At 58.7% G+C, this 24069-nt stretch carries 19 protein-coding genes and 3 pseudogenes; 19 read left to right on the top strand and 3 right to left on the bottom strand.

Annotated elements, in window-relative coordinates:
- Positions 1-133: 133 nt before the first annotated feature.
- Together argE and argA are read left to right on the top strand one after the other, a co-directional pair.
- Entirely contained in the window at positions 134-1312 is a 1179-nt protein-coding gene (gene argE, locus ACA060_RS27790) for an acetylornithine deacetylase (protein ID WP_497314374.1), read from the top strand.
- 152 nt (positions 1313-1464) lie between these two features.
- A complete protein-coding gene (gene argA / locus ACA060_RS27785; protein WP_102594801.1) occupies positions 1465-2763 on the top strand; it encodes an amino-acid N-acetyltransferase in 1299 nt (432 codons plus the stop codon).
- 110 nt (positions 2764-2873) lie between these two features.
- On the opposite strand, the gene tauA is transcribed toward argA, so the two are convergent.
- A complete protein-coding gene (tauA, locus tag ACA060_RS27780) occupies positions 2874-3863 on the bottom strand; it encodes a taurine ABC transporter substrate-binding protein (RefSeq protein ID WP_497314371.1) in 990 nt (329 codons plus the stop codon).
- A gap of 362 nt (positions 3864-4225) precedes the next feature.
- On the opposite strand from tauA, the gene ACA060_RS27775 reads away from it, so the two are divergent.
- The 9 genes and pseudogenes from ACA060_RS27775 to ACA060_RS27735 all read left to right on the top strand — a co-directional run bounded on the left by ACA060_RS27775 (position 4226) and on the right by ACA060_RS27735 (position 12503).
- Positions 4226-5554 carry an OprD family porin gene (locus ACA060_RS27775; protein ID WP_497314369.1) on the top strand — a complete coding sequence of 443 codons (1329 nt, stop codon included), beginning with the start codon at positions 4226-4228 and terminating at the stop codon, positions 5552-5554.
- Positions 5555-5942: 388 nt separating this feature from the next.
- Entirely contained in the window at positions 5943-7286 is a 1344-nt protein-coding gene (locus ACA060_RS27770) for an OprD family porin (RefSeq protein WP_109635725.1), read from the top strand.
- A 293-nt stretch (positions 7287-7579) separates the two neighbouring features.
- Positions 7580-8218, top strand: a complete 639-nt coding sequence (locus tag ACA060_RS27765; protein ID WP_497314367.1) for a peroxiredoxin — start codon at positions 7580-7582, stop codon at positions 8216-8218.
- A gap of 252 nt (positions 8219-8470) precedes the next feature.
- Complete coding sequence (ssuE, locus tag ACA060_RS27760; RefSeq protein WP_497314365.1) at positions 8471-9064, top strand: NADPH-dependent FMN reductase; 594 nt, start codon at positions 8471-8473, stop codon at positions 9062-9064.
- A gap of 90 nt (positions 9065-9154) precedes the next feature.
- Positions 9155-10114 (top strand): annotated as a pseudogene (locus tag ACA060_RS27755) (sulfonate ABC transporter substrate-binding protein); the annotation flags it as partial.
- Positions 10106-10660: pseudogene (locus tag ACA060_RS27750) on the top strand (LLM class flavin-dependent oxidoreductase); the annotation flags it as partial. The pseudogenes ACA060_RS27755 and ACA060_RS27750, both read left to right, overlap by 9 nt.
- An 8-nt stretch (positions 10661-10668) precedes the next feature.
- Complete coding sequence (gene ssuC / locus ACA060_RS27745) at positions 10669-11451, top strand: aliphatic sulfonate ABC transporter permease SsuC (protein ID WP_497314363.1); 783 nt, start codon at positions 10669-10671, stop codon at positions 11449-11451.
- Positions 11448-12254 (top strand): aliphatic sulfonates ABC transporter ATP-binding protein, encoded by an 807-nt coding sequence (gene ssuB / locus ACA060_RS27740; RefSeq protein WP_109635717.1) that lies wholly within the window; start codon positions 11448-11450, stop codon positions 12252-12254. The genes ssuC and ssuB overlap by 4 nt, the downstream gene beginning before the upstream one ends.
- Positions 12255-12287: 33 nt before the next feature.
- Positions 12288-12503: a TOBE domain-containing protein gene (locus ACA060_RS27735; protein WP_003229256.1), complete on the top strand. Its 216-nt coding sequence runs from the start codon at positions 12288-12290 to the stop codon at positions 12501-12503.
- 201 nt (positions 12504-12704) lie between these two features.
- Here ACA060_RS27735 and ACA060_RS27730 read toward each other — a convergent pair whose 3' ends face one another.
- Both ACA060_RS27730 and ACA060_RS27725 read right to left on the bottom strand, forming a co-directional pair.
- Positions 12705-13343, bottom strand: coding sequence for a TetR/AcrR family transcriptional regulator (locus ACA060_RS27730; RefSeq protein WP_109635715.1), 639 nt, complete (start codon positions 13341-13343; stop codon positions 12705-12707).
- A gap of 228 nt (positions 13344-13571) precedes the next feature.
- Entirely contained in the window at positions 13572-14948 is a 1377-nt protein-coding gene (locus ACA060_RS27725) for a glutamine synthetase family protein (protein ID WP_109635714.1), read from the bottom strand.
- Positions 14949-15226: 278 nt separating this feature from the next.
- Here ACA060_RS27725 and ACA060_RS27720 point away from each other — a divergent pair.
- The 8 genes and pseudogenes from ACA060_RS27720 to ACA060_RS27685 all read left to right on the top strand — a co-directional run.
- Positions 15227-15541: pseudogene (locus ACA060_RS27720) on the top strand (gamma-glutamyl-gamma-aminobutyrate hydrolase family protein); the annotation flags it as partial.
- Positions 15542-15644: 103 nt separating this feature from the next.
- Positions 15645-17003, top strand: a complete 1359-nt coding sequence (locus ACA060_RS27715) for a glutamine synthetase family protein (protein ID WP_266009438.1) — start codon at positions 15645-15647, stop codon at positions 17001-17003.
- A 58-nt stretch (positions 17004-17061) separates the two neighbouring features.
- The gene (locus ACA060_RS27710) at positions 17062-18426 is read left to right on the top strand and encodes an aspartate aminotransferase family protein (RefSeq protein WP_109635710.1); all 1365 of its coding nucleotides are present in this window, start codon (positions 17062-17064) and stop codon (positions 18424-18426) included.
- A 169-nt stretch (positions 18427-18595) separates the two neighbouring features.
- Positions 18596-19708, top strand: coding sequence for a polyamine ABC transporter substrate-binding protein (locus tag ACA060_RS27705; RefSeq protein ID WP_497314360.1), 1113 nt, complete (start codon positions 18596-18598; stop codon positions 19706-19708).
- 236 nt (positions 19709-19944) lie between these two features.
- On the top strand, positions 19945-21042 hold the full coding sequence (locus ACA060_RS27700; protein WP_497314358.1) for a polyamine ABC transporter substrate-binding protein: 1098 nt from the start codon (positions 19945-19947) through the stop codon (positions 21040-21042).
- Between the two features lie 73 nt (positions 21043-21115).
- Entirely contained in the window at positions 21116-22258 is a 1143-nt protein-coding gene (locus ACA060_RS27695) for an ABC transporter ATP-binding protein (protein ID WP_109635704.1), read from the top strand.
- A gap of 35 nt (positions 22259-22293) precedes the next feature.
- The gene (locus tag ACA060_RS27690) at positions 22294-23175 is read left to right on the top strand and encodes an ABC transporter permease subunit (RefSeq protein WP_178082364.1); all 882 of its coding nucleotides are present in this window, start codon (positions 22294-22296) and stop codon (positions 23173-23175) included.
- A complete protein-coding gene (locus ACA060_RS27685; RefSeq protein ID WP_403107591.1) occupies positions 23172-24062 on the top strand; it encodes an ABC transporter permease subunit in 891 nt (296 codons plus the stop codon). The genes ACA060_RS27690 and ACA060_RS27685 overlap by 4 nt, the downstream gene beginning before the upstream one ends.
- Positions 24063-24069: the final 7 nt, after the last annotated feature.

The following is a 24069-nucleotide window of genomic DNA, read 5'->3' as shown; positions in this document are numbered from 1 at the left end:
CGCAGCCGGGGGAAATGTGTGGCTGCCAAGGCCGTGCAGTGTACAGGACTGACCGACACTGCGCGCCGCGGCGGTTTATTCCTGTCGCCAGATGGTTCTATGATGGTCTTCAATTCGCGAGTGGGAGTCAGCGATGACTTTGCCGTCCATGAAAGATCAGTTCGCTGCGCTGATTGCCGCGCCGTCGGTCAGCTGTACCCAGCCCAGCCTTGATCAATCCAATCGTCCGGTCATCGACTTGCTGGCGACGTGGCTCGGTGACTTGGGTTTTGCCTGTGACATCCAGCAGGTCAGCCCCGGCAAATTCAACTTGCTCGCCAGTTTCGGTTCCGGCCCCGGTGGCCTGGTGCTTGCCGGGCATAGCGATACGGTGCCGTTCGATGGCGCGTTGTGGCAGACCGATCCGCTGAAGCTGACCGAAGTCGATGGCCGTTGGGTGGGCCTGGGCAGTTGCGACATGAAAGGCTTTTTTGCTCTGGCTATCGAAGCGGTGATTCCGCTGCTCGATCAACCGTTCAAGCAGCCGCTGCTGATCCTCGCCACCTGCGATGAAGAAAGCTCGATGTCCGGTGCTCGCGCCCTGGCTGAGGCCGGCCGTCCGCTGGGGCGTGCGGCGGTAATAGGCGAGCCGACCGGGCTGAAGCCGATCCGCATGCACAAAGGCATCATGATGGAACGCATCGACATCCTCGGTCAGAGCGGTCATTCCTCGGACCCGCGCCTGGGCCACAGCGCCCTCGAAGCCATGCACGATGCCATCGGCGAACTACGTGGCCTGCGCCTGTTGTGGCAGCGTGAATTCCGTAATCCACAGTTTGGTGTGCCGACGCCGACCATGAATTTCGGCTGCATCCATGGCGGCGACAACCCCAACCGAATCTGTGGCCAATGCTCGCTGGAGTTCGACTTGCGGCCATTGCCAGGCATGGACCCTGCAGCGCTGCGTTCGGCCATTCTGCAGAGGCTCAACCCGATTGCCGAACGCCATCAGGTGAAGATCAGCTACGCGCCGCTGTTCCCTGAAGTGCCGCCGTTCGAGCAAGACGAAGACGCGGAATTGGTCCGGGTGGCTGAAAAGCTGACCGGCCATCTCGCCGAAGCAGTGGCGTTCGGCACCGAAGCGCCTTATCTTCAGCGTCTTGGCTGCGAAACACTGGTGCTGGGCCCGGGCGACATCGCCTGTGCGCACCAACCGGGGGAATACCTCGAAATGTCACGTTTGCAGCCTACCGTGCATCTATTACGACAATTGATTGAACATTACTGCCTGACACCGGCCAAATCGCCCGCTCCCACAGGTTCTATGTCTTGACTGACTAAACGGTTTAAATTGCCAGTGTCCCAACCCGTATTCATGAGGAGAGCTCGCGTGTCGCCAAGCCTGTTCCGACGATAACCATCAGCCCGCTGTGCGTTTTCAGTTTCGCCCATTTTTTGGCTGCTATTTATTACAGGCCCAGGTTCATGCCCGAATACGTTAATTGGCTTCGTCACGCTTCGCCTTACATCAATGCCCACCGCGACTGCACCTTCGTCGTCATGCTGCCCGGCGACGGCGTTGAGCATCCGAACTTCGGCAACATCGTCCACGACCTCGTGCTGCTGCACAGCCTGGGCGTGCGGTTGGTGCTGGTTCACGGTTCCCGTCCGCAAATCGAAACCCGCCTCGCCGCACGCGGCCTGACCCCGCATTACCACCACGGGATGCGCATCACCGATGCCGCGACCCTGGAATGTGTGATCGATGCGGTCGGTCAGTTGCGCATCGCCATCGAAGCGCGGCTGTCGATGGACATGGCCTCGTCGCCGATGCAGGGCTCGCGCCTGCGGGTAGCCAGCGGCAACCTGGTGACGGCGCGGCCGATCGGCGTGCTGGAAGGCGTCGACTATCACCACACTGGCGAAGTCCGCCGGGTCGACCGCAAGGGCATCAATCGCCTGCTGGACGAGCGCTCCATCGTGCTGCTGTCGCCGTTGGGCTACTCGCCGACCGGGGAGATTTTCAACCTCGCCTGCGAAGACGTCGCCACGCGCGCGGCCATCGATCTGGGTGCGGACAAACTGCTGTTGTTTGGTGCCGACCTTGGCTTGATCGATGAAAACGGTCGGCTGGTGCGTGAGCTGCGTCCGCAACAAGTCCCGGCGCATTTGCAGCGCTTGGGCAGCAACTATCAGGCGGAACTGCTGGATGCGGCGGCTGAAGCGTGCCGGGGCGGTGTGGCGCGTAGCCATATCGTCAGCTACGCCGAAGACGGCGCGCTGCTGACCGAGCTGTTCACCCGCGACGGTGGCGGTACGCTGGTGGCGCAGGAGCAATTCGAGATTGTGCGCGAAGCGGCCATCGAAGACGTCGGTGGTTTGCTGGACCTGATCAGCCCGCTGGAAGAGCAGGGGATTCTGGTGCGTCGTTCCCGCGAGGTGCTGGAGCGTGAGATCGAGCAGTTCAGCGTGGTTGAACGCGAAGGCATGATCATCGCCTGTGCGGCGTTGTATCAGATTGCCGATTCGGACGCTGGCGAGCTGGCCTGTCTGGCGGTGAACCCGGAGTATCGCCATGGCGGTCGCGGTGATGAGTTGCTGGAGCGCATCGAGACCCGCGCCCGGGCTCAGGGCCTGAAAACCTTGTTCGTGCTGACGACCCGGACCGCTCACTGGTTCCGTGAGCGTGGGTTTGTGCCGAGCAGCGTTGAACGGCTGCCGTCGGCGCGGGCGTCGCTGTACAACTATCAGCGTAATTCGAAGATCTTCGAAAAAGCCCTGTAACCAAATCCTCTGTAGGAGCGAGGCTTGCCCGCGAAGAGGCCATCACATCCAACACTGATGGTGGCTGTGACGACGCCTTCGCGGGCGCCTCGCTCCTACAGGGTAGTGTGTTACTCCTGCACGAATTTCGCGCTGACATAAGGCGAATAATCCGGCAGCACCGTCTCTACCTTCCCTTGCTCCTTCAAAAACTTCGCCGTCTCGCCAATCGCCTTGGCCGTGCCGCCGTCCAGCAGCGCGGTGGTCTGTTGTGCCTTGGCATCCGGAAACGCCGAACCGGCCAGCAACTCCGGCACATCAGCGGCATTGGCACCGGTCAATTTGGCGATTTTCTGCACCGGCACCGAGTTCGCCGTCCAGCTGTCTTTATGCGCCGCATAGTCGGCGAACGAGTCCAGGGTGACCTTGGCGAATTTCGCCACGACGTCGGGGTGCTTCTCGGCGTAATCCTTGCGCGCCACCCACACCTCGAACGTCGGCGCGCCCCACTGACCCACCTGTGCTGCGTCGGTCAATGTCTTGCCGGTCTTGCGTATTTCCCCAAGTGCCGGCGACCAGACAAACGCACCGTCGATGTCACCACGCTTCCAGGCAGCAGCGATTTCCGCTGGTTGCAGGTTCACCACTTTGACTTTCGAGGCGTCCAGGCCCCAGTGCTTCAGCGCGCTGAGCAAGCTGTAGTGGGAGGTTGAAACGAAGGGTGTGGCGATCGTCTTGCCGATCAGATCTTCCGGTTTATTGATGCCGCTGCCGTTGCGCACCACCAGTGCTTCGGCAGCGTTGATCTGCGCGGAAACAATGAACGCCACGATCGGCAGATTGCGCGAAGCGGCCGCTGCCAGCGGACTCGAGCCGAGGTTGCCAATCTGTACGTCGCCAGACGCAATGGCCGTCACCACTTCCGGGCCGCTGTTGAATCGACGCCAGTCGATTTTCTCGCCGATGGTCTTCTCGTAAACACCGTCGGCCTGGGGGACTTTACTGGGGTCGATGCCGGTTTGATAACCGACCGTGAGGTTCGCCGCTTGCGCGCTGAGCGAAAATAAAACCGATACACAAACTGTAACAATTGGTCTGGATAGTGCGCGTTTGGTCGTCATGGCATCGCCTTTCGGTAGGGGATTGTCTCCGAATTGCGTCAAAGCTAATCGATCTAAAAAAAGGCTAAAAAATACCTTTTAGGAATTAGCTTATGAGTCGACCGCTCTGGCACGGGACCCTGAATGGCGGTGAGCTAAATTCCTAAAAGGTATGAAAAAAGAACTGACAAATTCTTTTTGGGTTTATGACGAGCTCATGACCCTGCAAGGACCAAAACACCGGGGATTAGACCATGGTCGTAGACACACATAGTTACGATTGACTTGTGGGTCACGGTCTGGCGCTAATCGCGCATCTTAGGATCCGGGGCGTTCGACCCAGGGCCAGGAACACAAGAATTAGAAACGAGAGGAGCTAAACAATGAACAAGTCCACCTTGGCCCTGGCCGTGGCCGTAGGGGTTTTGGCGCAGCAGGCAGGCGCCGCCGGTTTCATCGAAGACAGCAAGGCTTCCGTCAGTTCCCGAACCATGTATTACAACGCGGACACCCGCGAAGGGACTGCAAACGATCAGCGAGAAACTGCTGAAGGTCTCAAGTTCGATTTCCTGTCCGGTTTCACCCAAGGCACTGTGGGCTTTGGTTTTGACGCCCAGGCACTCGTCGGCATCCATCTGGATGGTGGCCGTGGTCATCACCCGGACAACAACACATTCTTCCCAAGCGATTCCGATGGTTCCGCATCAGACACATGGAGCCGCGTAGCGGGCAACGTCAAGGCCCGCTTCTCGAAGACCGAGGCTCACCTGGGTGGCGCTCTGCAACCGAACATGCCGATTCTGGTCGCGAACGACAGCCGTCTGCTGCCACAGACCTTTGAAGGTGGCACCATTACCTCGAAGGAAATCGACAACGTGACCTTCAACGTCGGCCAGCTTGAACACGCCGAGGGTCGCGCTTCGTCAAACACTACCGGTCTGGCAGTGGCGGGCGGTACCGAGGAAAGCAACAAATTCCAGTACGCCGGTGCTGACTGGAAGGTCACCAAAGACCTGACCCTGCAGTACTACCACGCGAACCTGGAAGACTACTACAAGCAGAACTTCTTCGGCCTGGTGCACGTCTTCCCGATCAGCGCCAACCAGTCCTTCAAGACTGACCTGCGCTATTTCGACAGCAGCTCCGACGGCAAGAACGGCGACGCAGGCTATCGATTCAATAACAACGGTGGTTACGCCAAGAACCCGGGCGAGGTCGATAACACGACCTGGAGCGCCATGTTCACCTATACCCTGGGGGCCAACGCCTTCCTGCTCGGCCATCAGCGTGTCAGCGATGACGGTGGCTTCGTCTATCTGAACCAGGGCAACGTGGTCGACAGCAACGGTCGCAACGAAGGCGCAGGGGGCACGAGCTTCTACCTGTTCACCGACGCCATGGTTAACGGCTTCGTCCGTGCCGGTGAGAACACCACCTTCGGTCAGTACACCTACGACTTCGCCTCTCTGGGTGTTCCTGGCCTGAAAGCCTCGGCCGCCTACCTGCGCGGCGATAACATCAAAGCTACCAACGGCGTGGGTAAAGACCAGACCGAGTGGGAACGCGACCTGCGTGTGGATTACGTGATCCAGACAGGCGCGCTAAAAGGATTCGGCACGACGTTGCGTCACGGTACCTACCGTGGCGATACCAACATCTCTGCTCAAGATCAGACCCGTCTGATCTTCAACTACACCTACCAGTTCCTGTAAGCCAGAAACCCAAAAAACCTCGCCTGCTGGCGAGGTTTTTTTTGCGCGTTTTTTGATATTCCAATCAGAGCTTAGATAGTAATTTATTATTCTTTTTGGTTTTTAATCCGGACGCCTAAAGTGGCTCGCCTACTCGCCGATACCCTGTGTCCCGGCGCGAGTAGTAGCACGAAGCTATATAGCGAAATGGCATGAAAAATAATGAAATAAATATTTTTCGGTTTTACCATGCGCGCCCCAAATCACAGCGGGTAGCCGACGACCGTAGACGTGCATGGTTACGTTCACATGCGGTCTGGCGCTAACCGCGCATTTCAGGATCCAGGGCAAACGACCCAGGACCAGAAACATAAGAAATTAGAAATTAGAAACGATAGGAGCGAAACAAATGAACAAGTCCACTTTGGCCCTGGCCGTGGCCGTAGGGGTTTTGGCGCAGCAGGCAAGCGCCGCCGGTTTCATCGAAGACAGCAAGGCCACTCTGGGTCTGCGTAACTTCTACATCAACACCGATAACCGTGATGGTCCGGGCGCGAACAAAAACGAAGAGTGGGGCCAAGGCTTCGATCTGCGTTTCATCTCCGGTTACACCCAAGGCACTGTCGGTTTCGGTATCGATGCGATCGGCCTGTTGGGCGTGCGTCTGGATTCGGGCGGTGGTACCAACGGTGCCAGCAATAACTCGTATGGCGGCACGGTTTTCCCAAGCAAGTCCAACGGCGAAGCGGTTGATAACTTCTCCAGCCTGGGCCTGACTGCAAAAGCCAAAATCTCCCAGACCGAACTGAAACTGGGCACGCTGCAGCCAAAAAACCCGGTGATCGTGACCAACGACGGTCGTCTGTTGCCACAAACCTGGCAGGGTGGCCAGATCACTTCTGGCGAGATCAAGGACCTGACTCTGGTCGGCGGCCAGATCGAATCCGTGAAAGGGCGTAACTCCAGCAACAACGAACAGCTGAGCATCGGTGGTGCCAACTCACGTACCGTGAGTGGCCGCGACAGCAACAAGTTCATCTATGCCGGTGGTGATTACAAAATCACCAAAGACCTGACCGCGCAGTACTACTACGGCAACCTGGAAGACTTCTACAAGCAACACTTCCTGGGTCTGGTGCACAACTGGGCAATCGGTCCGGGCGTGTTGAAGTCCGACTTGCGCTACTTCAACAGCTCTGATGACGGCGCCAACGGGCACGATCCGCTGTACTACAGCTCCGGCAACTACAGCAGCACGTCCAGTGGTAAAGGCAAGGTCGACAACAACCTGTACAGCGGCCTGTTCCTGTACACCGTTGCCGGTCACACCTTCGGTGGCGGCTATCAGGTCAGCAACGGCAGCAGTGATTTCCCTTGGTTGAACCAGGGCGACGGCTCGTCGAACTACACCATCACCGACATGCAGATCCAGAAGTTCGGCCGTGCAGGCGAACGTACCTGGCAAGCTCGCTACTCGTTCGACTTCGCCAAAGTCGGCGTGCCTGGCTTGACCGCCGGTATGGTTTATCTGCGTGGCGACGATATCGACACCAACCGCACCTCTACTGCTGCAGCCGGTAACAACAGCACCGAGTGGGAACGCGACCTGACTGTCGGTTACGTCGTACCGGAAGGCCCGTTGAAAAACGTTGGCTTCATGTGGAAGAACGCTACCTGGCGCACCAACATCCCGGGCGTTCGCTCCCAGGATGAAAACCGCCTGATCCTCAGCTACTCGATCCCGCTGTTGTAATAGCGCTCGCGTAACTGATGTAAAAAAGCCCCGCCCGGCATCTCGCCGGGCGGGGCTTTTGCGTTTTCAAGGCGAGGTCACCCCCGTAATCCCGCCTCAAAAACGCCCCTCTTTGCAGCAACTCAAGGCCTTCTCGAACCTTGTTGGCGATGTTCTTCCTGATGCTGACGAAGGTCCAGTGAACAGATATTTAATATTCGTTTACGGTCTAAACAAATCGATATTTATTCTTTTTAATCCATAAGGAACGCAGGCACAGTTGAGCTCAACCAGCACTCACCAGGAGCAGCACCATGAGCCTCAGACTGGGCGATATCGCCCCCGACTTCGAGCAGGATTCCAGCGCCGGCCCCCTCCGTTTCCACGAATGGCTGGGCGATAGCTGGGGCGTGTTGTTTTCCCATCCGGCGGACTTCACGCCGGTGTGCACCACTGAATTGGGCTTCACGGCAAAGCTCAAGGATGAATTCGCCAGTCGCGGTGTGAAAGCCATCGCCCTGTCCGTGGACCCGGTGGACTCGCACCACAAATGGATCGAGGACATCAATGAAACCCAGAACGCGGTCGTCAATTTCCCGATCCTGGCCGACGCGGACCGCAAGGTCTCAGACCTCTACGACCTGATCCACCCGAACGCCAATGACACCCTGACCGTGCGCTCGCTGTTCGTGATCGACCCGAACAAAAAGGTGCGGCTGACCATCACCTACCCGGCGAGTACCGGGCGCAATTTCCACGAGATCCTGCGGGTGATCGACTCGCTGCAACTCACCGACAACTACAAAGTGGCCACCCCGGCCAACTGGCAGGACGGTGATGAGGTGGTGATCGTGCCGTCGCTCAAGGACGAAGACGAAATCAAGAAGCGCTTTCCCAAGGGTTATCGCGCAGTGAAGCCGTACCTGCGCCTGACGCCACAACCCAACCGATAACTGGACAAACTATCGAGCGTCCCTGAGGCATTACCACGCGGAACGTGGGAACGATCACCATAAAGCAGGGGATTTCAGGCCGTTTTTACGGCCTGTTTTTTTGTCTGGAAAAAGGCTTTTCGCATAGACCTTAAATGAATAACCAAATGAATAAATATGATTTATGGATATAACAATCACCTGCTAAGGTCACCTCCATCAACGCGAGATCGCAAACCGCGAATCGCCAACACCGTTCAAGGAATCATCTGAATGCTGGTCGTCTCACTCGGTGGCAGTCCCAGCCAACGCTCCCGTTCCGGGGTGCTGCTGGAGCGCTCCCAACGCTGGTTGCAAGCGCAAGGCGTGGAAGTGGTGAGTTACCAGGTGCGGGACTTCCCGGCCGAAGACTTGCTGCATGCCCGCTTCAACAGCCCGAAGGTGATCGACCTGCTGCAACAGATTGAAAATGCCGACGGCCTGCTGATCGCCACCCCGGTGTACAAGGCATCGTTCTCCGGCGCGCTGAAAACCGTGCTGGACCTGCTGCCCGAGCGTGCGCTGGACCACAAGGTGGTTTTGCCCATGGCCACCGGCGGTAGCATCGCCCACATGCTGGCAGTGGATTACGCGCTCAAGCCGGTGTTGTCGGCGCTGAAAGCCCAAGAGATGTTGCACGGAATTTTCGCGGTAGACAGCCAGATCGCTTACGCCGAAGGCAGCGCCCAGGCGCAGCTGGCGCCAGAGCTGGAACAACGACTGAATGAATCGCTGGAACTGTTTTTCAGCGCCATGGCCCGACGGCCCAAGCCGCTCGATCCGAACCTGTTGAACGAACGTTTGTTGAGCGCTCGCTGGAGCATTTAAGCCTTACCCGCATTTGCTTCACTCCACCTTACTCAGCCGCCAACGGCCAAGCAGGTGCAGCCAAAACCCAACTGCAAAAAGGAGAGCGCCATGCGCACTGTCATTTTGCGTCGTGGTCTGGTCGCTCTGTTTGCAGCGGCTGTCACCTTCGGCGCCATTACTCAAGCTCAAGCGCTTTCTTCCCATGAAGGCGTCCTGCGAATCGGTTATCAGAAGTACGGCACCCTGGTGCTGCTCAAAGCCAAAGGCACGTTGGAAAAACGCCTCGCCGCCCAAGGCGTGGACGTGCAATGGACTGAATTCCCCGGCGGCCCGCAGCTGCTTGAAGGCTTGAACGTCGGCTCCATCGACTTCGGCGTCACCGGCGAAACCCCGCCGGTATTTGCTCAAGCCGCTGGCGCCGATTTGCTCTACGTCGCCTACGAACCGCCAGCGCCCCACAGCGAAGCGATCCTGGTGCCGAAGAACTCGCCGATCAAAACGGTGCAGGGCCTCAAGGGCAAGAAAGTCGTCCTGAACAAAGGCTCCAACGTTCACTACTTGCTGGTGCGTGCACTGGAAGACGCCGGCCTCAAATACACCGACATCCAGACCGTATTCCTGCCGCCGGCCGATGCCCGCGCCGCGTTCGAACGGGGCAGCGTCGATGCCTGGGTCATCTGGGACCCGTACCAGGCTGCCGCCGAACAGCAACTGCAAGCGCGCACCCTGCGCGATGGCCAGGGCATCGTCGACAACCACCAGTTCTACCTTGCGACCAAGCCTTACGCACTGAAAAATCCTGAGGTGATCAAGACCCTCGTGGAAGAAGTGCGCGCCGTCGGCGAGTGGTCCAAGGCCAATCCCGAAGACGTGACCAAACAGGTTTCGCCACTGCTCGGCTTGCCGGCGGACATCACCCTGATCTCGATGAAACGCCAGGGTTACGGCGCGTTGTTCCTCACGCCTGAAGTGGTCGCCGCCCAACAGAAAATCGCCGACAGCTTCTATCAGCTCAAGCTGATTCCGAAGCAGTTGAGCATCAAAGACGTGATCTGGACGCCACCGGCCGCCGTTGCCGAGAAAATTGAACAAGTACGCGCCAAAGCGGCGAAGCTCGATCGCACCGTGCGCTTCGGTATTCGCTTGCACGTGATCGTCCGCGAAACCAATGCCGAAGCCTGGCAAGCGGCGGATCGGCTGATCTCCCATCTGGACGACGAAACCATCGCCCGTGCCCAGGCCTCTCTGGCGCGCTTCGATTCGGTCGGCCAGCAACGCATGGCCGCGCTGCATGGCGGCAGCCGCGACAACCTGGAAGTCAGCCCCAACCTGTGGGCCGGTGTCGACCTGGTGCGGCGTGGCGGTGCCGGTACGGCGCTGGTGGGCGATGGTCCGACCGAGGCGGCTCGCGTGAAGGAATACGCAGACCTGGGCATCGATACGTTCATCTTCTCCGGTTATCCAAACCTGGAAGAGTCGTACCGCGTTGCGCAATTGCTGTTCCCGCACCTCGACATCGAACGTCCGCAATTGCCCCAAGGCGCCAACTACGTCAGCCCGTTTGGCGAGATGGTCGCCAACGACATTCTTCCCAAAGCCGCGTCCCGGAGCTGAGGCGCGCCATGAAGAGAATTATCCACAACCTCGCGCCCTGGGCGTTGCCGGTGTTGCTGCTGGCGGTGTGGCAGTTGTCGGTGTCGGCGGGCTGGTTGTCGACACGGATTCTGCCGGCGCCGATCGCGGTCTTTGAGGCCGGCGTGAGCCTGGTGCGCAGCGGTGAAATCTGGACGCACCTGGCAATCAGCGGCTGGCGTGCCGCGCTGGGCTTCACCATCGGTGGCAGCGTCGGCCTGGCCTTGGGCTTCATCACCGGCCTGTCGAAATGGGGCGAACGCTTGCTCGACAGTTCGGTGCAGATGATCCGCAACGTGCCGCATCTGGCGCTGATTCCCCTGGTGATCCTGTGGTTCGGCATCGATGAGTCGGCGAAGATTTTCCTGGTGGCGCTGGGCACGCTGTTCCCGATTTACCTCAACACCTATCACGGCATCCGCAGCGTCGATCCGGCGTTGGTGGAAATGTCGCGCAGCTATGGCTTGTCCGGTTTCAGCCTGTTTCGTCAGGTGATTCTGCCGGGTGCGCTGCCTTCGATTCTGGTCGGCGTGCGTTTCGCATTGGGCTTCATGTGGCTGACGCTGATCGTCGCGGAAACCATTTCCGCCAGCTCCGGCATTGGCTACCTGGCGATGAATGCCCGGGAGTTTTTGCAGACGGACGTGGTGGTGCTGGCGATCCTGATGTACGCCGTGCTCGGCAAACTCGCCGACCTCGCGGCCCGTGGACTTGAACGTGTGTGGCTGCGCTGGCATCCGGCGTATCAGGTTGCCAAAGGAGGTGCCGCATGACCGCTCAACAACCTCCACGCCTGCTGCGCGGAATTCCGTTGGTGGTGCGCAAGCTGCAAAAGACCTTTGGTTCGCGGCAGGTGTTGCGTGAGATCGACCTGCACATTCCGGCGGGTCAGTTTGTCGCCGTGGTCGGTCGCAGTGGCTGTGGCAAAAGTACCTTGCTGCGACTGCTCGCCGGCCTCGACAAACCCACTGGCGGTGAATTGCTCGCTGGCTCTGCGCCGCTGAGCGATGCCCGGGAAGACACTCGATTGATGTTCCAGGAAGCGCGTCTGCTGCCGTGGAAAAAGGTCATCGATAACGTCGGTCTCGGGCTCAAGGGCAACTGGCGGCCGCAAGCGCTGGAAGCCTTGGAATCGGTCGGCCTGGCGGATCGCGCCAATGAGTGGCCCGCCGCATTGTCCGGTGGCCAGAAGCAACGGGTGGCCCTGGCCCGCGCGCTGATCCATCAACCGCGCTTGCTGTTGCTCGACGAACCCCTGGGCGCGCTGGATGCCCTGACCCGAATTGAAATGCAGCAACTGATCGAACGCCTCTGGCAGAAGCACGGTTTCACCGTGTTGCTGGTGACGCATGACGTCAGTGAAGCGGTGGCGATTGCCGATCGGGTGATCCTGATCGAAGAGGGCGAAGTCGGCCTCGACCTGCATGTTGAGTTGCCACGCCCTCGGGTCCGCGGCTCCCATCGGCTGGCGGCGCTGGAAACCGAAGTACTCAATCGCGTGCTCGCACTGCCCGGCCAACCGCCGGAACCGGAACCTGTTTCACCCTTGCCTACGCAGTTGCGCTGGGCTCAATAACTCAAGTTTTATCCAACGACAGGAATCAACATCATGACTATCAAGGCCATCAACGTTCGTAACCAGTTCAAAGGCTCGATCAAGGAAATCGTATTGGGCGACGTGCTGTCGGAAATCGATGTTCAGACCGCTTCCGGCATCGTCACTTCGGTGATCACCACCCGTTCAGTGAAAGAGCTGGAACTGGTGGTCGGCAGCGAAGTGATTGCGTTTGTGAAATCCACCGAAGTGTCGATCGCCAAGTTGTAAGGGCGTGGACTGCGAACAACCCCGGAGGACGTGAGTCCTTCGGGGTTTTTTATGCGTGTGAATCAGTGAATTTGGCGGTGCGGCCTTCGCGAGCAAGCCCGCTCCCACAAGGATCTCCAGGGAACGCAGATTTTGTGAGCGACAAATAAACCTGTGGGAGCGGGCTTGCCCGCGAAGAGGCCAGTAAGGTCAACAAAGATCTCAGGCTGGGATACTGCGCTTGGGCAAATACGGCGGCAGATAAAGCCCCAGATACGCATCAAACACCCGCATCCCTTCCTCAGCCATGCGCGGCGTAATCTGCCCATGCTGCTGCACCGAGCGCGCATACACCCGATCTCCAAGCTCCATCGCCAGCGCGAACACATCGACATCGCTTGGCAACTTCGGCAGTTCGAAGTGATGATCGAACAGCTTGTGCATCAGGTCGCCGAGTTCGATGTCGTGCTGGCGGTCGGCCTGGGTGACTTCGGTCAGCCCGTGCTGGGCGAGGATCAGTTGGCGGGCGGCAGCATCTTCGCCGTAGATGTCGAGCATGCGCTGCTCGACGATTCGCGACAGGTCGCGCCAGCCGCTGAGGGCGTTGTGGTCGATGGGTGCTTGCAGGCAGGCGCGGAACGCGGCGTGGACGTCGGCCGTCAGGGCTTCGAGCAGCGCCGGGACGCTGGCGAAGAAATGGTAGACGGAGGAGGGCGGGATCTCCGCGCGCTCGGCGACGCTGTAGATCGACAGACTGGCCACGCCTTCGGCCGCCAGCAGCGTGCGGGCGGCATCGAGTATCGAATCGATCCGGGCCTGGCTGCGGGCGCGGGGTTTGCGAACGGTGGCGGTGCGCGTCATTGGAGTCCTCCTGCGGGGCAGGGGGCATTGTACGAGCAGGCATCTATGTTGTCTGCCCGGCCGCCATCGCTAGCAGGCTAGCTCCCACAGAGATTTTCGGTGTACACAGAATTTATGTTCACTGGAGATCAACTGTGGGAGCTAGCCTGCTAGCGATCCGCCGAAGGCGGCCATAAAAAAACGCCGCATGCCTTATCAGCCTGCGGCGTTTGTTTTTACTGCAACCGCTTAAACGGTATGCAGGTACCAGTTGTACTCAAGGTCGGAGATGGAGTGTTCAAACTCCTCCAGCTCGCTTTCCTTACAAGCCACAAAGATATCGATGTATTTCGGATCGATGTACTTGGCCATGACTTCGCTGTCGTCCAGCTCGCGCAGTGCATCGCGCAGGTTGTTCGGCAGGCTCTGCTCGTTCTGCTCGTAGGAGTTGCCTTCCACGGGCGCGCCCGGCTCGATCTTGTTGGTCAGGCCGTGGTGCACGCCCGCCAGGACCGAAGCCATCAACAGATACGGGTTGGCATCGGCGCCGGCCACACGGTGTTCGATGCGCACGGCATCGGCGGCACCGGTCGGCACGCGGATCGCTACGGTACGGTTGTCCAGGCCCCAGCACGGCGAGTTCGGCACGTAGAACTGTGCGCCGAAACGACGGTAGGAGTTGACGTTCGGGCAGAGGAAAGCCATCTGCGCCGGTAGGGTCTCGAGCACACCGCCGATCGCGTGACGCAGTGCGGCGTTCTGCTCGGGATCCTCGCTGGCAAAAATGTTTTTGCCTTCTTTATCAAGAATCGAAATGTGCACATGCAGACCATTACCCGCCTGGCCTGGATAAGGCTTGGCCATGAAGGTGGTGTCCATCTCATGGTCGTAGGCGATGTTCTTGATCAGGCGCTTGAGCAGGACCGCGTAGTCGCAGGCCTTGATCGGGTCGGCCACGTGGTGCAGGTTCACTTCGAACTGCGCCGGGGCACTTTCCTTGACGATTGCATCGGCAGGGATGCCTTGCTCCTTCGCACCTTCCAGAATGTCCTGGAGGCAGTCGACGTATTCGTCGAGGTCGTCGATCAGGTAAACCTGGGTCGAATGCGGGCGTTTGCCGGATACCGGCGAGCGTGGCGGTTGCGGACGACCGTTCACGTTCTCCTGGTCGATCAGGTAGAACTCCAGTTCGAACGCGGCACAGATGGTCAGGCCCATCTCGTCGAACTTGCGAACTACATTGGCCAGCACTTCTCGCGGGTCGGCAAAGAACGGCTGGCCTTCGAGTTCGTGCATGGTCATCAACAGTTGCGCGGTAGGGCGCTTCTGCCAGGGTTCATTGCACAGGGTGTCTGGGATTGGATAGCAGATTCGGTCAGCATCGCCGATGTCCAGGCCCAGGCCGGTGCTTTCCACCGTCGAGCCATTGATATCCAGAGCAAATAGAGAGGCCGGCAGGTTGATGCCTTTCTCGTAAACCTTGTGGAGGCTGGTGCGTTCAATGCGCTTGCCGCGCACCACACCATTCATATCCGCAATCAGAAGGTCAACGTACAGAACCTCAGGATGTTCCTTAAGGAACGCGTTCGCTTCGTTAAGCTGAACGGCACGCGGGGGTACCGACATGATGCAACACCTTTGTTGTTAAAAATATCAATCATTGATCTCTTCGGGTTTCAGTCAACCCGAACGGCATGCCGAAGTCAAGCGAGGCCTTTTTTGCCCTAAAAAAGCGCCCGTAGGGCTTTTTTGAGGCAGTTTGGGGCGTTTTTATGCCTTTGAGCGCTTTAGCGCCCGCAGGCTTGAGCGGGCCGTGTTGTATTTTTTACGGGGGTGTTGTGTAAAAAAATGAACAAGGCTAAGCTCGATTCAAACCCATAACAGCAATAATACCGGGGTGCTTCATGTCTCGCCTGCCGTTAATCGGCGTCGCCATCTGCTCAAGGCAGATCGGTCTGCATGCTTATCACATCAGTGGCGATCGTTGCGTTCACGCCAAGGCAAGCGTTGCCAAAGGCGTGGTGTCGACTCTTCCTTCCCCGGCGATTCTGCTGTCCCCGTCCGATATTCTGGACGGTCTGCACGACATTCTCTTTACTGGCTCTCTTTCCAATATAGAACCGTTTCGCCCTGGCAGCCCGACCAACGCGTCGGCTTCTGCCCATGATTCTGCACGTTCCACTACGCTCTCGCTGACCCGCGCCATTACCCGAGTGGGTAGTTGCGCGCGACCACTGCAGTGGCAATCTGTATCACGCGACGCCCATGCGTCAAACAACGCCTGACTTATAAGAGTCAGGAAACTCAGCCTAAGAGGCATTTATGAGTAACAACCTCGACCAGCTCACCGATTGGTTGAAAGACCACAAGATCACAGAAGTCGAATGCATGATCGCCGACTTGACCGGGATCACCCGGGGCAAGATTTCGCCGACCAACAAGTTCATTGCTGAAAAAGGCATGCGCCTGCCCGAGAGCGTTCTGTTACAGACCGTGACCGGCGACTATGTCGAAGACGACATCTATTACGAACTGCTCGACCCGGCCGACATCGACATGATCTGCCGGCCCGACCAGAACGCGGTGTATGTGGTGCCGTGGTCCATCGAGCCGACCGCTCAGGTGATCCACGACACCTACGACAAGCAAGGCAACCCGATCGAGCTGTCGCCGCGCAATGTGCTCAAGAAAGTGTTGAAACTCTATGCCGACAAGGGCTGGCAGCCAATCGTGGCGCCGGAAATGGAGTTTTACCTGACCAAGCGCAGCGACGACCCGGACTACCCGTTGCAACCGCCGATTGGCCGTTCCGGGCGCCCGGAAACCGGCCGTCAGTCGTTCTCCATTGAAGCGGCCAACGAATTCGACCCGCTGTTCGAAGACGTCTACGACTGGTGCGAACTGCAGGACCTGGACCTCGACACGTTGATCCACGAGGACGGCACCGCGCAGATGGAAATCAACTTCCGTCATGGCGATGCCCTGTCCCTGGCCGACCAGATCCTGATCTTCAAACGCACCATGCGCGAAGCCGCGCTCAAGCACGACGTGGCCGCCACCTTCATGGCCAAGCCCATGACCGGCGAGCCGGGCAGCGCGATGCACTTGCACCAGAGCATCATCGACATCGAAACCGGCAAGAACGTCTTCTCCAATGAAGACGGGACCATGAGCCAACTGTTCCTGCACCACATCGGTGGTTTGCAGAAGCTGATTCCCGAGTTGTTGCCGCTGTTCGCGCCGAACGTCAACTCGTTCCGCCGCTTCCTGCCGGACACCTCGGCGCCGGTTAACGTGGAGTGGGGCGAAGAGAACCGTACCGTGGGCCTGCGGGTTCCGGATGCCGGGCCGCAGAACCGTCGGGTGGAAAACCGCTTGCCGGGCGCCGACGCCAACCCGTACCTGGCGATTGCCGCGAGCCTGCTCTGCGGTTACATCGGAATGGTCGAAGGCTTGAACCCGAGTGCGCCGGTGGTGGGTCGTGGCTATGAACGCCGCAACCTGCGCCTGCCACTGACCATCGAAGACGCGCTGGAACGCATGGAAAACAGCGCGACCATCGAGAAGTACCTGGGCAAGAAATTCATCACTGGCTACGTCGCGGTCAAGCGGGCCGAGCATGAAAACTTCAAGCGCGTGATCAGTTCGTGGGAGCGGGAATTCCTGCTCTTCGCCGTCTGATGCGCCGGGCGCCGCTGCACTTGGCGGCGCCCTTCACCGAAATCTTAGGAGAATTCGCATGACCAGCAACAACCCGCAAACCCGTGAATGGCAAACCCTGAGCAACGATCACCACCTGGCCCCGTTCAGCGACTTCAAGCAGCTGAAAGAGAAAGGCCCGCGGATCATCACCAACGCCAAGGGCGTTTACCTCTGGGACAGCGAAGGCAACAAGATCCTCGACGGCATGGCCGGCCTGTGGTGCGTAGCGATCGGCTACGGTCGCGATGAGCTGGCGGATGCCGCCAGCAAGCAAATGCGCGAACTGCCTTACTACAACCTGTTCTTCCAGACCGCCCACCCGCCGGTGCTCGAATTGGCCAAGGCCATCGCCGACATCGCACCGGAAGGCATGAACCATGTGTTCTTCACCGGTTCCGGGTCCGAAGGCAACGACACCATGCTGCGTATGGTTCGCCACTATTGGGCGATCAAGGGCCAGCCGAAGAAGAAAGTCATCATCAGCCGCAAGAACGGCTATCACGGTTCCACCGTGGCCGGCGCGAGCCTGGGTGGCATGACCTACATGCACGAACAGGGCGACTTGCCGATCCCGGGCATCGTCCACATCGCCCAGCCTTACTGGTTCAGTGAAGGCGGCGACATGACACCGGAAGAGTTCGGTGTGTGGGCGGCCAATCAGCTGGAAGAGAAGATTCTGGAAATCGGCGTGGACAACGTCGGTGCCTTTATTGCCGAACCGATCCAGGGCGCCGGCGGCGTGATCATTCCGCCAGAGACCTACTGGCCGCGCATCAAGGAAATCCTCGCCAAGTACGACATTCTGTTCGTGGCAGACGAAGTGATCTGTGGTTTCGGCCGCACCGGTGAGTGGTTCGGTTCAGATTTCTACGACCTCAAGCCCGACATGATGACCATAGCCAAAGGCCTCACTTCCGGCTACATCCCGATGGGTGGCCTGATTGTGCGTGACGAAGTGGTCGCGGTGCTCAACGAAGGTGGCGATTTCAACCACGGCTTCACTTATTCCGGTCACCCGGTGGCCGCTGCGGTGGCGCTGGAAAACATCCGCATCCTGCGCGAAGAAAAAATTATCGAGCGCGTCCATGCCGAAACGGCACCGTATTTGCAGAAACGCTTGCGGGAACTGAACGATCACCCGTTGGTGGGGGAAGTGCGTGGTGTCGGTCTGTTGGGGGCCATTGAACTGGTTCAGGACAAGGCCACTCGCAAGCGTTACGAAGGCAAGGGCGTCGGCATGATCTGCCGCACGTTCTGCTTCGACAACGGCCTGATCATGCGTGCCGTGGGGGACACCATGATCATTGCTCCGCCGCTGGTGATTACCAAGGCTGAAATCGATGAGCTGGTGACCAAGGCACGCAAGTGCCTGGACCTGACCCTGAGTGCGTTGCAGGGCTAAGTGCTAGGCTCTGGGCGGGAGTCATGAAACTTTCGCTCAGAGCAGTTCTGAAGGGTGGCCTTTCCTTGAAAGTCCGCCTCGGATCTTGCCAGACTAGCCGCGGTTCCAGTTGTCCGGGTTCGGCCGCTGAACAAAGTGGTTCAAAAAAGAAAAATTTGGAGCATTACGCATGAAGGCATTAGGAAAAAAGCTTGCTGGCAAGACACTCCTCGCCCTGTCCCTGATGGGCATAATGGCGAGTGCGGTCCAGGCGGACGACAAGGTGTTGCACGTCTATAACTGGTCCGACTACATCGCTCCGGACACCATCAAGAAGTTCGAAACCGAGTCCGGCATCAAAGTCGTCTACGACGTATTCGACAGTAACGAAACCCTGGAAGCCAAGTTGCTGGCAGGCAAGTCCGGCTACGACATCGTCGTGCCGTCGAACAACTTCCTGGCCAAGCAGATCAAGGCCGGCGTTTACCAGAAGCTGGACAAGTCCAAGCTGCCTAACTGGAAAAACCTGAACACTGACCTGCTCAAGGCGGTGTCGGTGAGCGACCCGGGTAACGAACATGCTTTCCCGTACATGTGGGGTTCGATCGGTATCGGCTTCAACGCCGAGAAGGTCAAGGCTGCACTGGGTGCCGATGCGCCAACCAATTCCTGGGACCTGCTGTTCAAACCTGAAAACGCTGCGAAGTTGAAGTCGTGCGGTATCAGTTTCCTCGATTCGCCAACCGAGATGATTCCGGTGGCGTTGCACTACCTGGGCTATCCAACCGACAGCCAGGACAAAAAACAACTGGCCGAAGCCGAAGCACTGTTCCTGAAGATTCGTCCTTCGGTGGGTTACTTCCACTCGTCCAAGTACATCTCCGACCTGGCCAACGGCAACATCTGCGTGGCCGTGGGTTACTCGGGTGACATCTACCAGGCCAAGTCCCGCGCGGCTGAAGCCGGTGACAAGGTGAAAGTCAGTTACAACATTCCGAAAGAAGGTGCCGGCAGCTTCTACGACATGGTCGCCATCCCTAAAGATGCCGAAAACGTCGAAGGCGCCTACAAGTTCATGACCTTCCTGCAGAAGCCGGAAATCATGGCTGAAATCACCAACGCTGTACGCTTCCCGAACGGTAACGCGGCCGCCACGGCATTGGTTGATAAAGAAATCACCGCCGACCCGGGCATCTACCCGCCGGCTGACGTGCTGGCCAAGCTGTACGCGATTGCCGACTTGCCGGCCGCGACCCAGCGGATCATGACCCGCAGCTGGACCAAGATTAAATCGGGTAAATAAGTAAAACCCTGTAGCAGCTGCCGAAGGCTGCGTTGAGGTCCGAAGGACCTCCGCTTTTTCAACAGCACAACTGCTCCGCAGTTGAACGCAGCCTGCGGCAGCTGCTACAGATCTTCATAAAGTTTGCTGGAACGGTTTTTCGAGGGTAAGTTGCGCGCCGGTTTTGTTGCTGGGCAGCCATGCCTGTCATGTAACGCGGGGCAACTTGGGCCCAACTAATTTTAGAGGACCTCCACTTGCCTATTTTTTCTTTGTTGCGCAATGCATTGCTCGCCGGAGCCGGGCTGACACTCGCTGTCAGTGTCCAGGCCGCCGGCACTGTGCATATTTATAACTGGTCGGACTACATCGGTGCGACCACCCTGGCCGACTTCCAGAAAGAGACCGGCATCAAACCGGTCTACGACGTCTTCGATTCCAACGAAACCCTGGAAGGCAAGTTGCTGGCCGGGCGTACCGGTTATGACGTGGTCGTGCCGTCCAACCACTTCCTCGGCAAGCAGATCAAGGCGGGCGCTTTCCAGAAGCTCGACAAGAAGCTGCTGACTAACTATTCCAACCTCGATCCAGTATTGCTCAAGCGTCTTGAGCAAAACGATCCGGGTAACCAGTACGCCGTACCGTACCTGTGGGGCACCAACGGCATCGGTTACAACGTCGACAAGATCAAGGCTGTGCTCGGCGTCGACAAGATCGATTCCTGGAGCGCGGTGTTCGAACCGGAGAACATCAAGAAGCTGCACAGTTGCGGCGTGGCGTTCCTCGATTCCGCCGATGAAATGATGCCCACCGTCCTCAACTACATGGGCCTCAACGCTAACAGTACCAACCCCGAAGATTACAAAAAGGCCGAAGCCAAGTTGCTGGCGGTGCGGCCTTACGTGACGTACTTCCACTCCTCCAAATACATCGCGGACCTCGCCAACGGCGACATCTGCATCGCCATCGGTTTCTCCGGTGACATGTTCCAGGCCAAGGCCCGCGCGGAAGAAGCCGGCAAGGGCATGAACATCGCCTACTCGATTCCGAAAGAGGGCGGCGCGCTCTGGTTCGACATGCTGGCGATTCCCAAGGATGCGACCAACGTCAAAGAGGCCCACGCCTTCATCAACTATTTGTTGAAACCCGAGGTGATCGCACAAGTCAGTGATTCTGTTGGCTATGCGAACCCCAACCCTGGCTCGGACAAGTTGATGGAGCAGTCCATCCGTACCGACGAGTCGGTTTATCCACCGCAAGCCGTACTCGACAAGACCTACGTGTCCGTCGAATTACCACCAAACATTCAACGTTTGATGACCCGCAGCTGGACCAAGGTCAAGTCGGGTAAATAGCGACAAGGCTCAAACTATCCAAGGTTGGCTCACCTTGAGCGAACTGCACTCTTTTTTTCTGGGAGTTTCGTAAATGGCAGTTGCCTCCGGCGCCTATAAGAAAGCCCTCGAGGGCGACCAGACACCTAAACAGGTGTTGGTCAAAATCGACCGGGTCACGAAGAAGTTCGACGAGACGATTGCCGTGGACGATGTGTCCCTGGAAATCAAGAAAGGCGAGATTTTCGCCTTGCTCGGCGGTTCGGGATCGGGCAAATCGACGTTGCTGCGCATGCTCGCAGGCTTCGAACGGCCCACGGAGGGGCGCATTTTCCTCGATGGCGTAGACATCACCGACATGCCGCCATACGAGCGGCCGATCAACATGATGTTCCAGTCCTACGCCTTGTTCCCGCACATGACTGTGGCGCAGAACATCGCCTTCGGTCTCAAGCAGGACAAAATCCCCGCAGCTGAAGTCGATGCCCGTGTCGCGGACATGCTCAAGCTGGTTCAGATGACGCAATACGCCAAGCGCAAACCGCATCAGTTGTCCGGTGGTCAGCGTCAGCGTGTGGCCTTGGCGCGCTCGCTGGCCAAGCGGCCGAAGCTGTTGCTGCTCGACGAACCGATGGGTGCGCTGGACAAGAAGCTGCGTTCGCAAATGCAGCTGGAGCTGGTCGAGATCATCGAGCGCGTCGGCGTAACCTGCGTCATGGTGACCCACGATCAGGAAGAGGCCATGACCATGGCCGAGCGCATCGCGATCATGCACCTGGGCTGGATCGCCCAGATCGGCAGCCCGATCGACATCTACGAAACCCCGACCAGCCGCCTGGTCTGTGAATTTATCGGCAACGTCAACATCTTCGACGGTGAAGTGATCGACGACGCCGAAGGCTACGCGACCATCACCTGCAAGGACCTGGACCGCCAGATCTACGTCGGCCACGGCATCAGCACCTCGGTGCAGGACAAATCCGTGACCTACGCGATCCGTCCGGAAAAACTGCTGGTGACGCCGACCATGCCGACCTGCGAATACAACTGGTCCAGCGGCAAGGTCCACGACATCGCCTACCTCGGCGGGCACTCGGTGTTCTACGTCGAACTGCCGAGCGGCAAGATCGTCCAGTCGTTCGTCGCCAACGCCGAGCGCCGCGGCCAGCGCCCAACCTGGGGTGACCAGGTTTATGTGTGGTGGGAAGACGACAGCGGCGTGGTACTTCGCTCATGAACATGCGCAAATTCAAACGCCGCCTCAATCGAATAATTCCCGGTGGCCGCCAACTGGTCATCGGGGTTCCGTTCATTTGGCTGTTCCTGTTCTTCATGTTGCCGTTCTTCATCGTCCTGAAGATCAGCTTCGCCGAAGCCGACGTCGCCATCCCGCCGTACACCGAGATCTACAGCTTCATCGACCAGAAGCTCCAGGTGCTGTTGAACCTGGGCAACTACGCGATGCTGGCCGGCGACGAGTTGTACATCGCCGCCTACCTTGGCTCGCTGAAGATGGCGCTGATCAGCACCGTCCTCTGTCTGCTTATCGGCTACCCGATGGCCTACGCCATTGCCAGTGCCCGTAAAGAGATGCAAACGGTGCTGGTGCTGCTGATCATGATGCCGACCTGGACCGCGATCCTGATCCGCGTGTATGCGTGGATGGGCATCCTCAGCAACAACGGTCTGCTCAACGGTTTCCTGATGACCATGGGCTGGATCGACGAGCCGCTGCAGATCCTCAATACCAACCTGGCGGTGTACATCGGCGTGGTTTATTCCTACCTGCCGTTCATGATCCTGCCGCTCTACGCCAACCTGGTGAAGCACGACAACAGCCTGCTGGAAGCCGCCTCGGACCTGGGTTCGAGCACGTTCAACAGCTTCTGGAAGATCACCATCCCTCTGTCCAAGAACGGCATCGTCGCCGGCTGCATGCTGGTGTTCATCCCGGTGGTGGGTGAGTTCGTGATCCCGGAACTGCTCGGCGGTCCGGAAACCCTGATGATCGGTAAGGTGCTCTGGCAAGAGTTCTTCAACAACCGTGACTGGCCGGTGGCCTCTGCGCTGGCGGTGGTCATGCTGCTGATCCTGATTGTGCCAATCATCTTGTTCAACCGTAGTCAGGCCAAAGAAATGGAGGGTAAAGAATGAAGCGCTTCCGTTTCTCGAGTTTCATGCTGATCGCGGGCTTGCTGTTCATCTACGCGCCGATGCTGATCCTGGTGATCTACTCGTTCAACGCCTCGAAACTGGTAACGGTGTGGGGTGGCTGGTCGATCAAGTGGTACGTCGGTTTGATGGACAACACGCAACTGATGGGCTCGGTGGTGCGCTCGCTGGAAATCGCCTGCTACACGGCGGTGGCGGCGGTGGCACTGGGTACGTTGGCGGCATTCGTGCTGACCCGTATCACCCACTTCAAGGGGCGTACGCTGTTCGGTGGCCTGGTTACCGCGCCGCTGGTGATGCCTGAAGTGATCACCGGTCTGTCGCTGTTGCTGCTGTTCGTGGCGATGGCGCAGATGATCGGTTGGCCACAGGAACGCGGCATCGTCACCATCTGGATCGCCCACACGACGTTCTGTGCGGCGTATGTGGCGGTGGTGGTCTCGGCGCGCTTGCGTGAGCTGGACCTGTCCATCGAAGAGGCGGCCATGGATCTGGGCGCGCGGCCGTGGAAGGTGTTCTTCCTGATCACCATCCCGATGATCGCGCCCTCGCTGGGTGCCGGCGGCATGATGTCGTTCGCCCTGTCGCTGGATGACCTGGTGTTGGCGAGCTTCGTATCGGGCCCGGGTTCCACGACCCTGCCGATGGAAGTGTTCTCGGCGGTGCGTCTGGGGGTTAAACCCGAGATCAACGCCGTGGCCAGCCTGATTCTGCTGGCCGTTTCGTTGATGACCTTCCTGGTCTGGTTCTTCAGCCGCCGTGCCGAAGAAGCGCGCAAGCGTGCGATCCAGCAGGCGATCGAAGAAAGCGCTGCCGACTCCTGGAAACAGCCGGACGTGCGTCGCGCCCAGGCGCCAGAAGCGGCTTGAGCCTGAC

It is taken from the genome of Pseudomonas sp. LBUM1671 (assembly GCF_059695685.1).
Note: the sequence above shows the minus strand (reverse complement) of the source record. Positions and strands in the feature narration are given on the sequence as shown.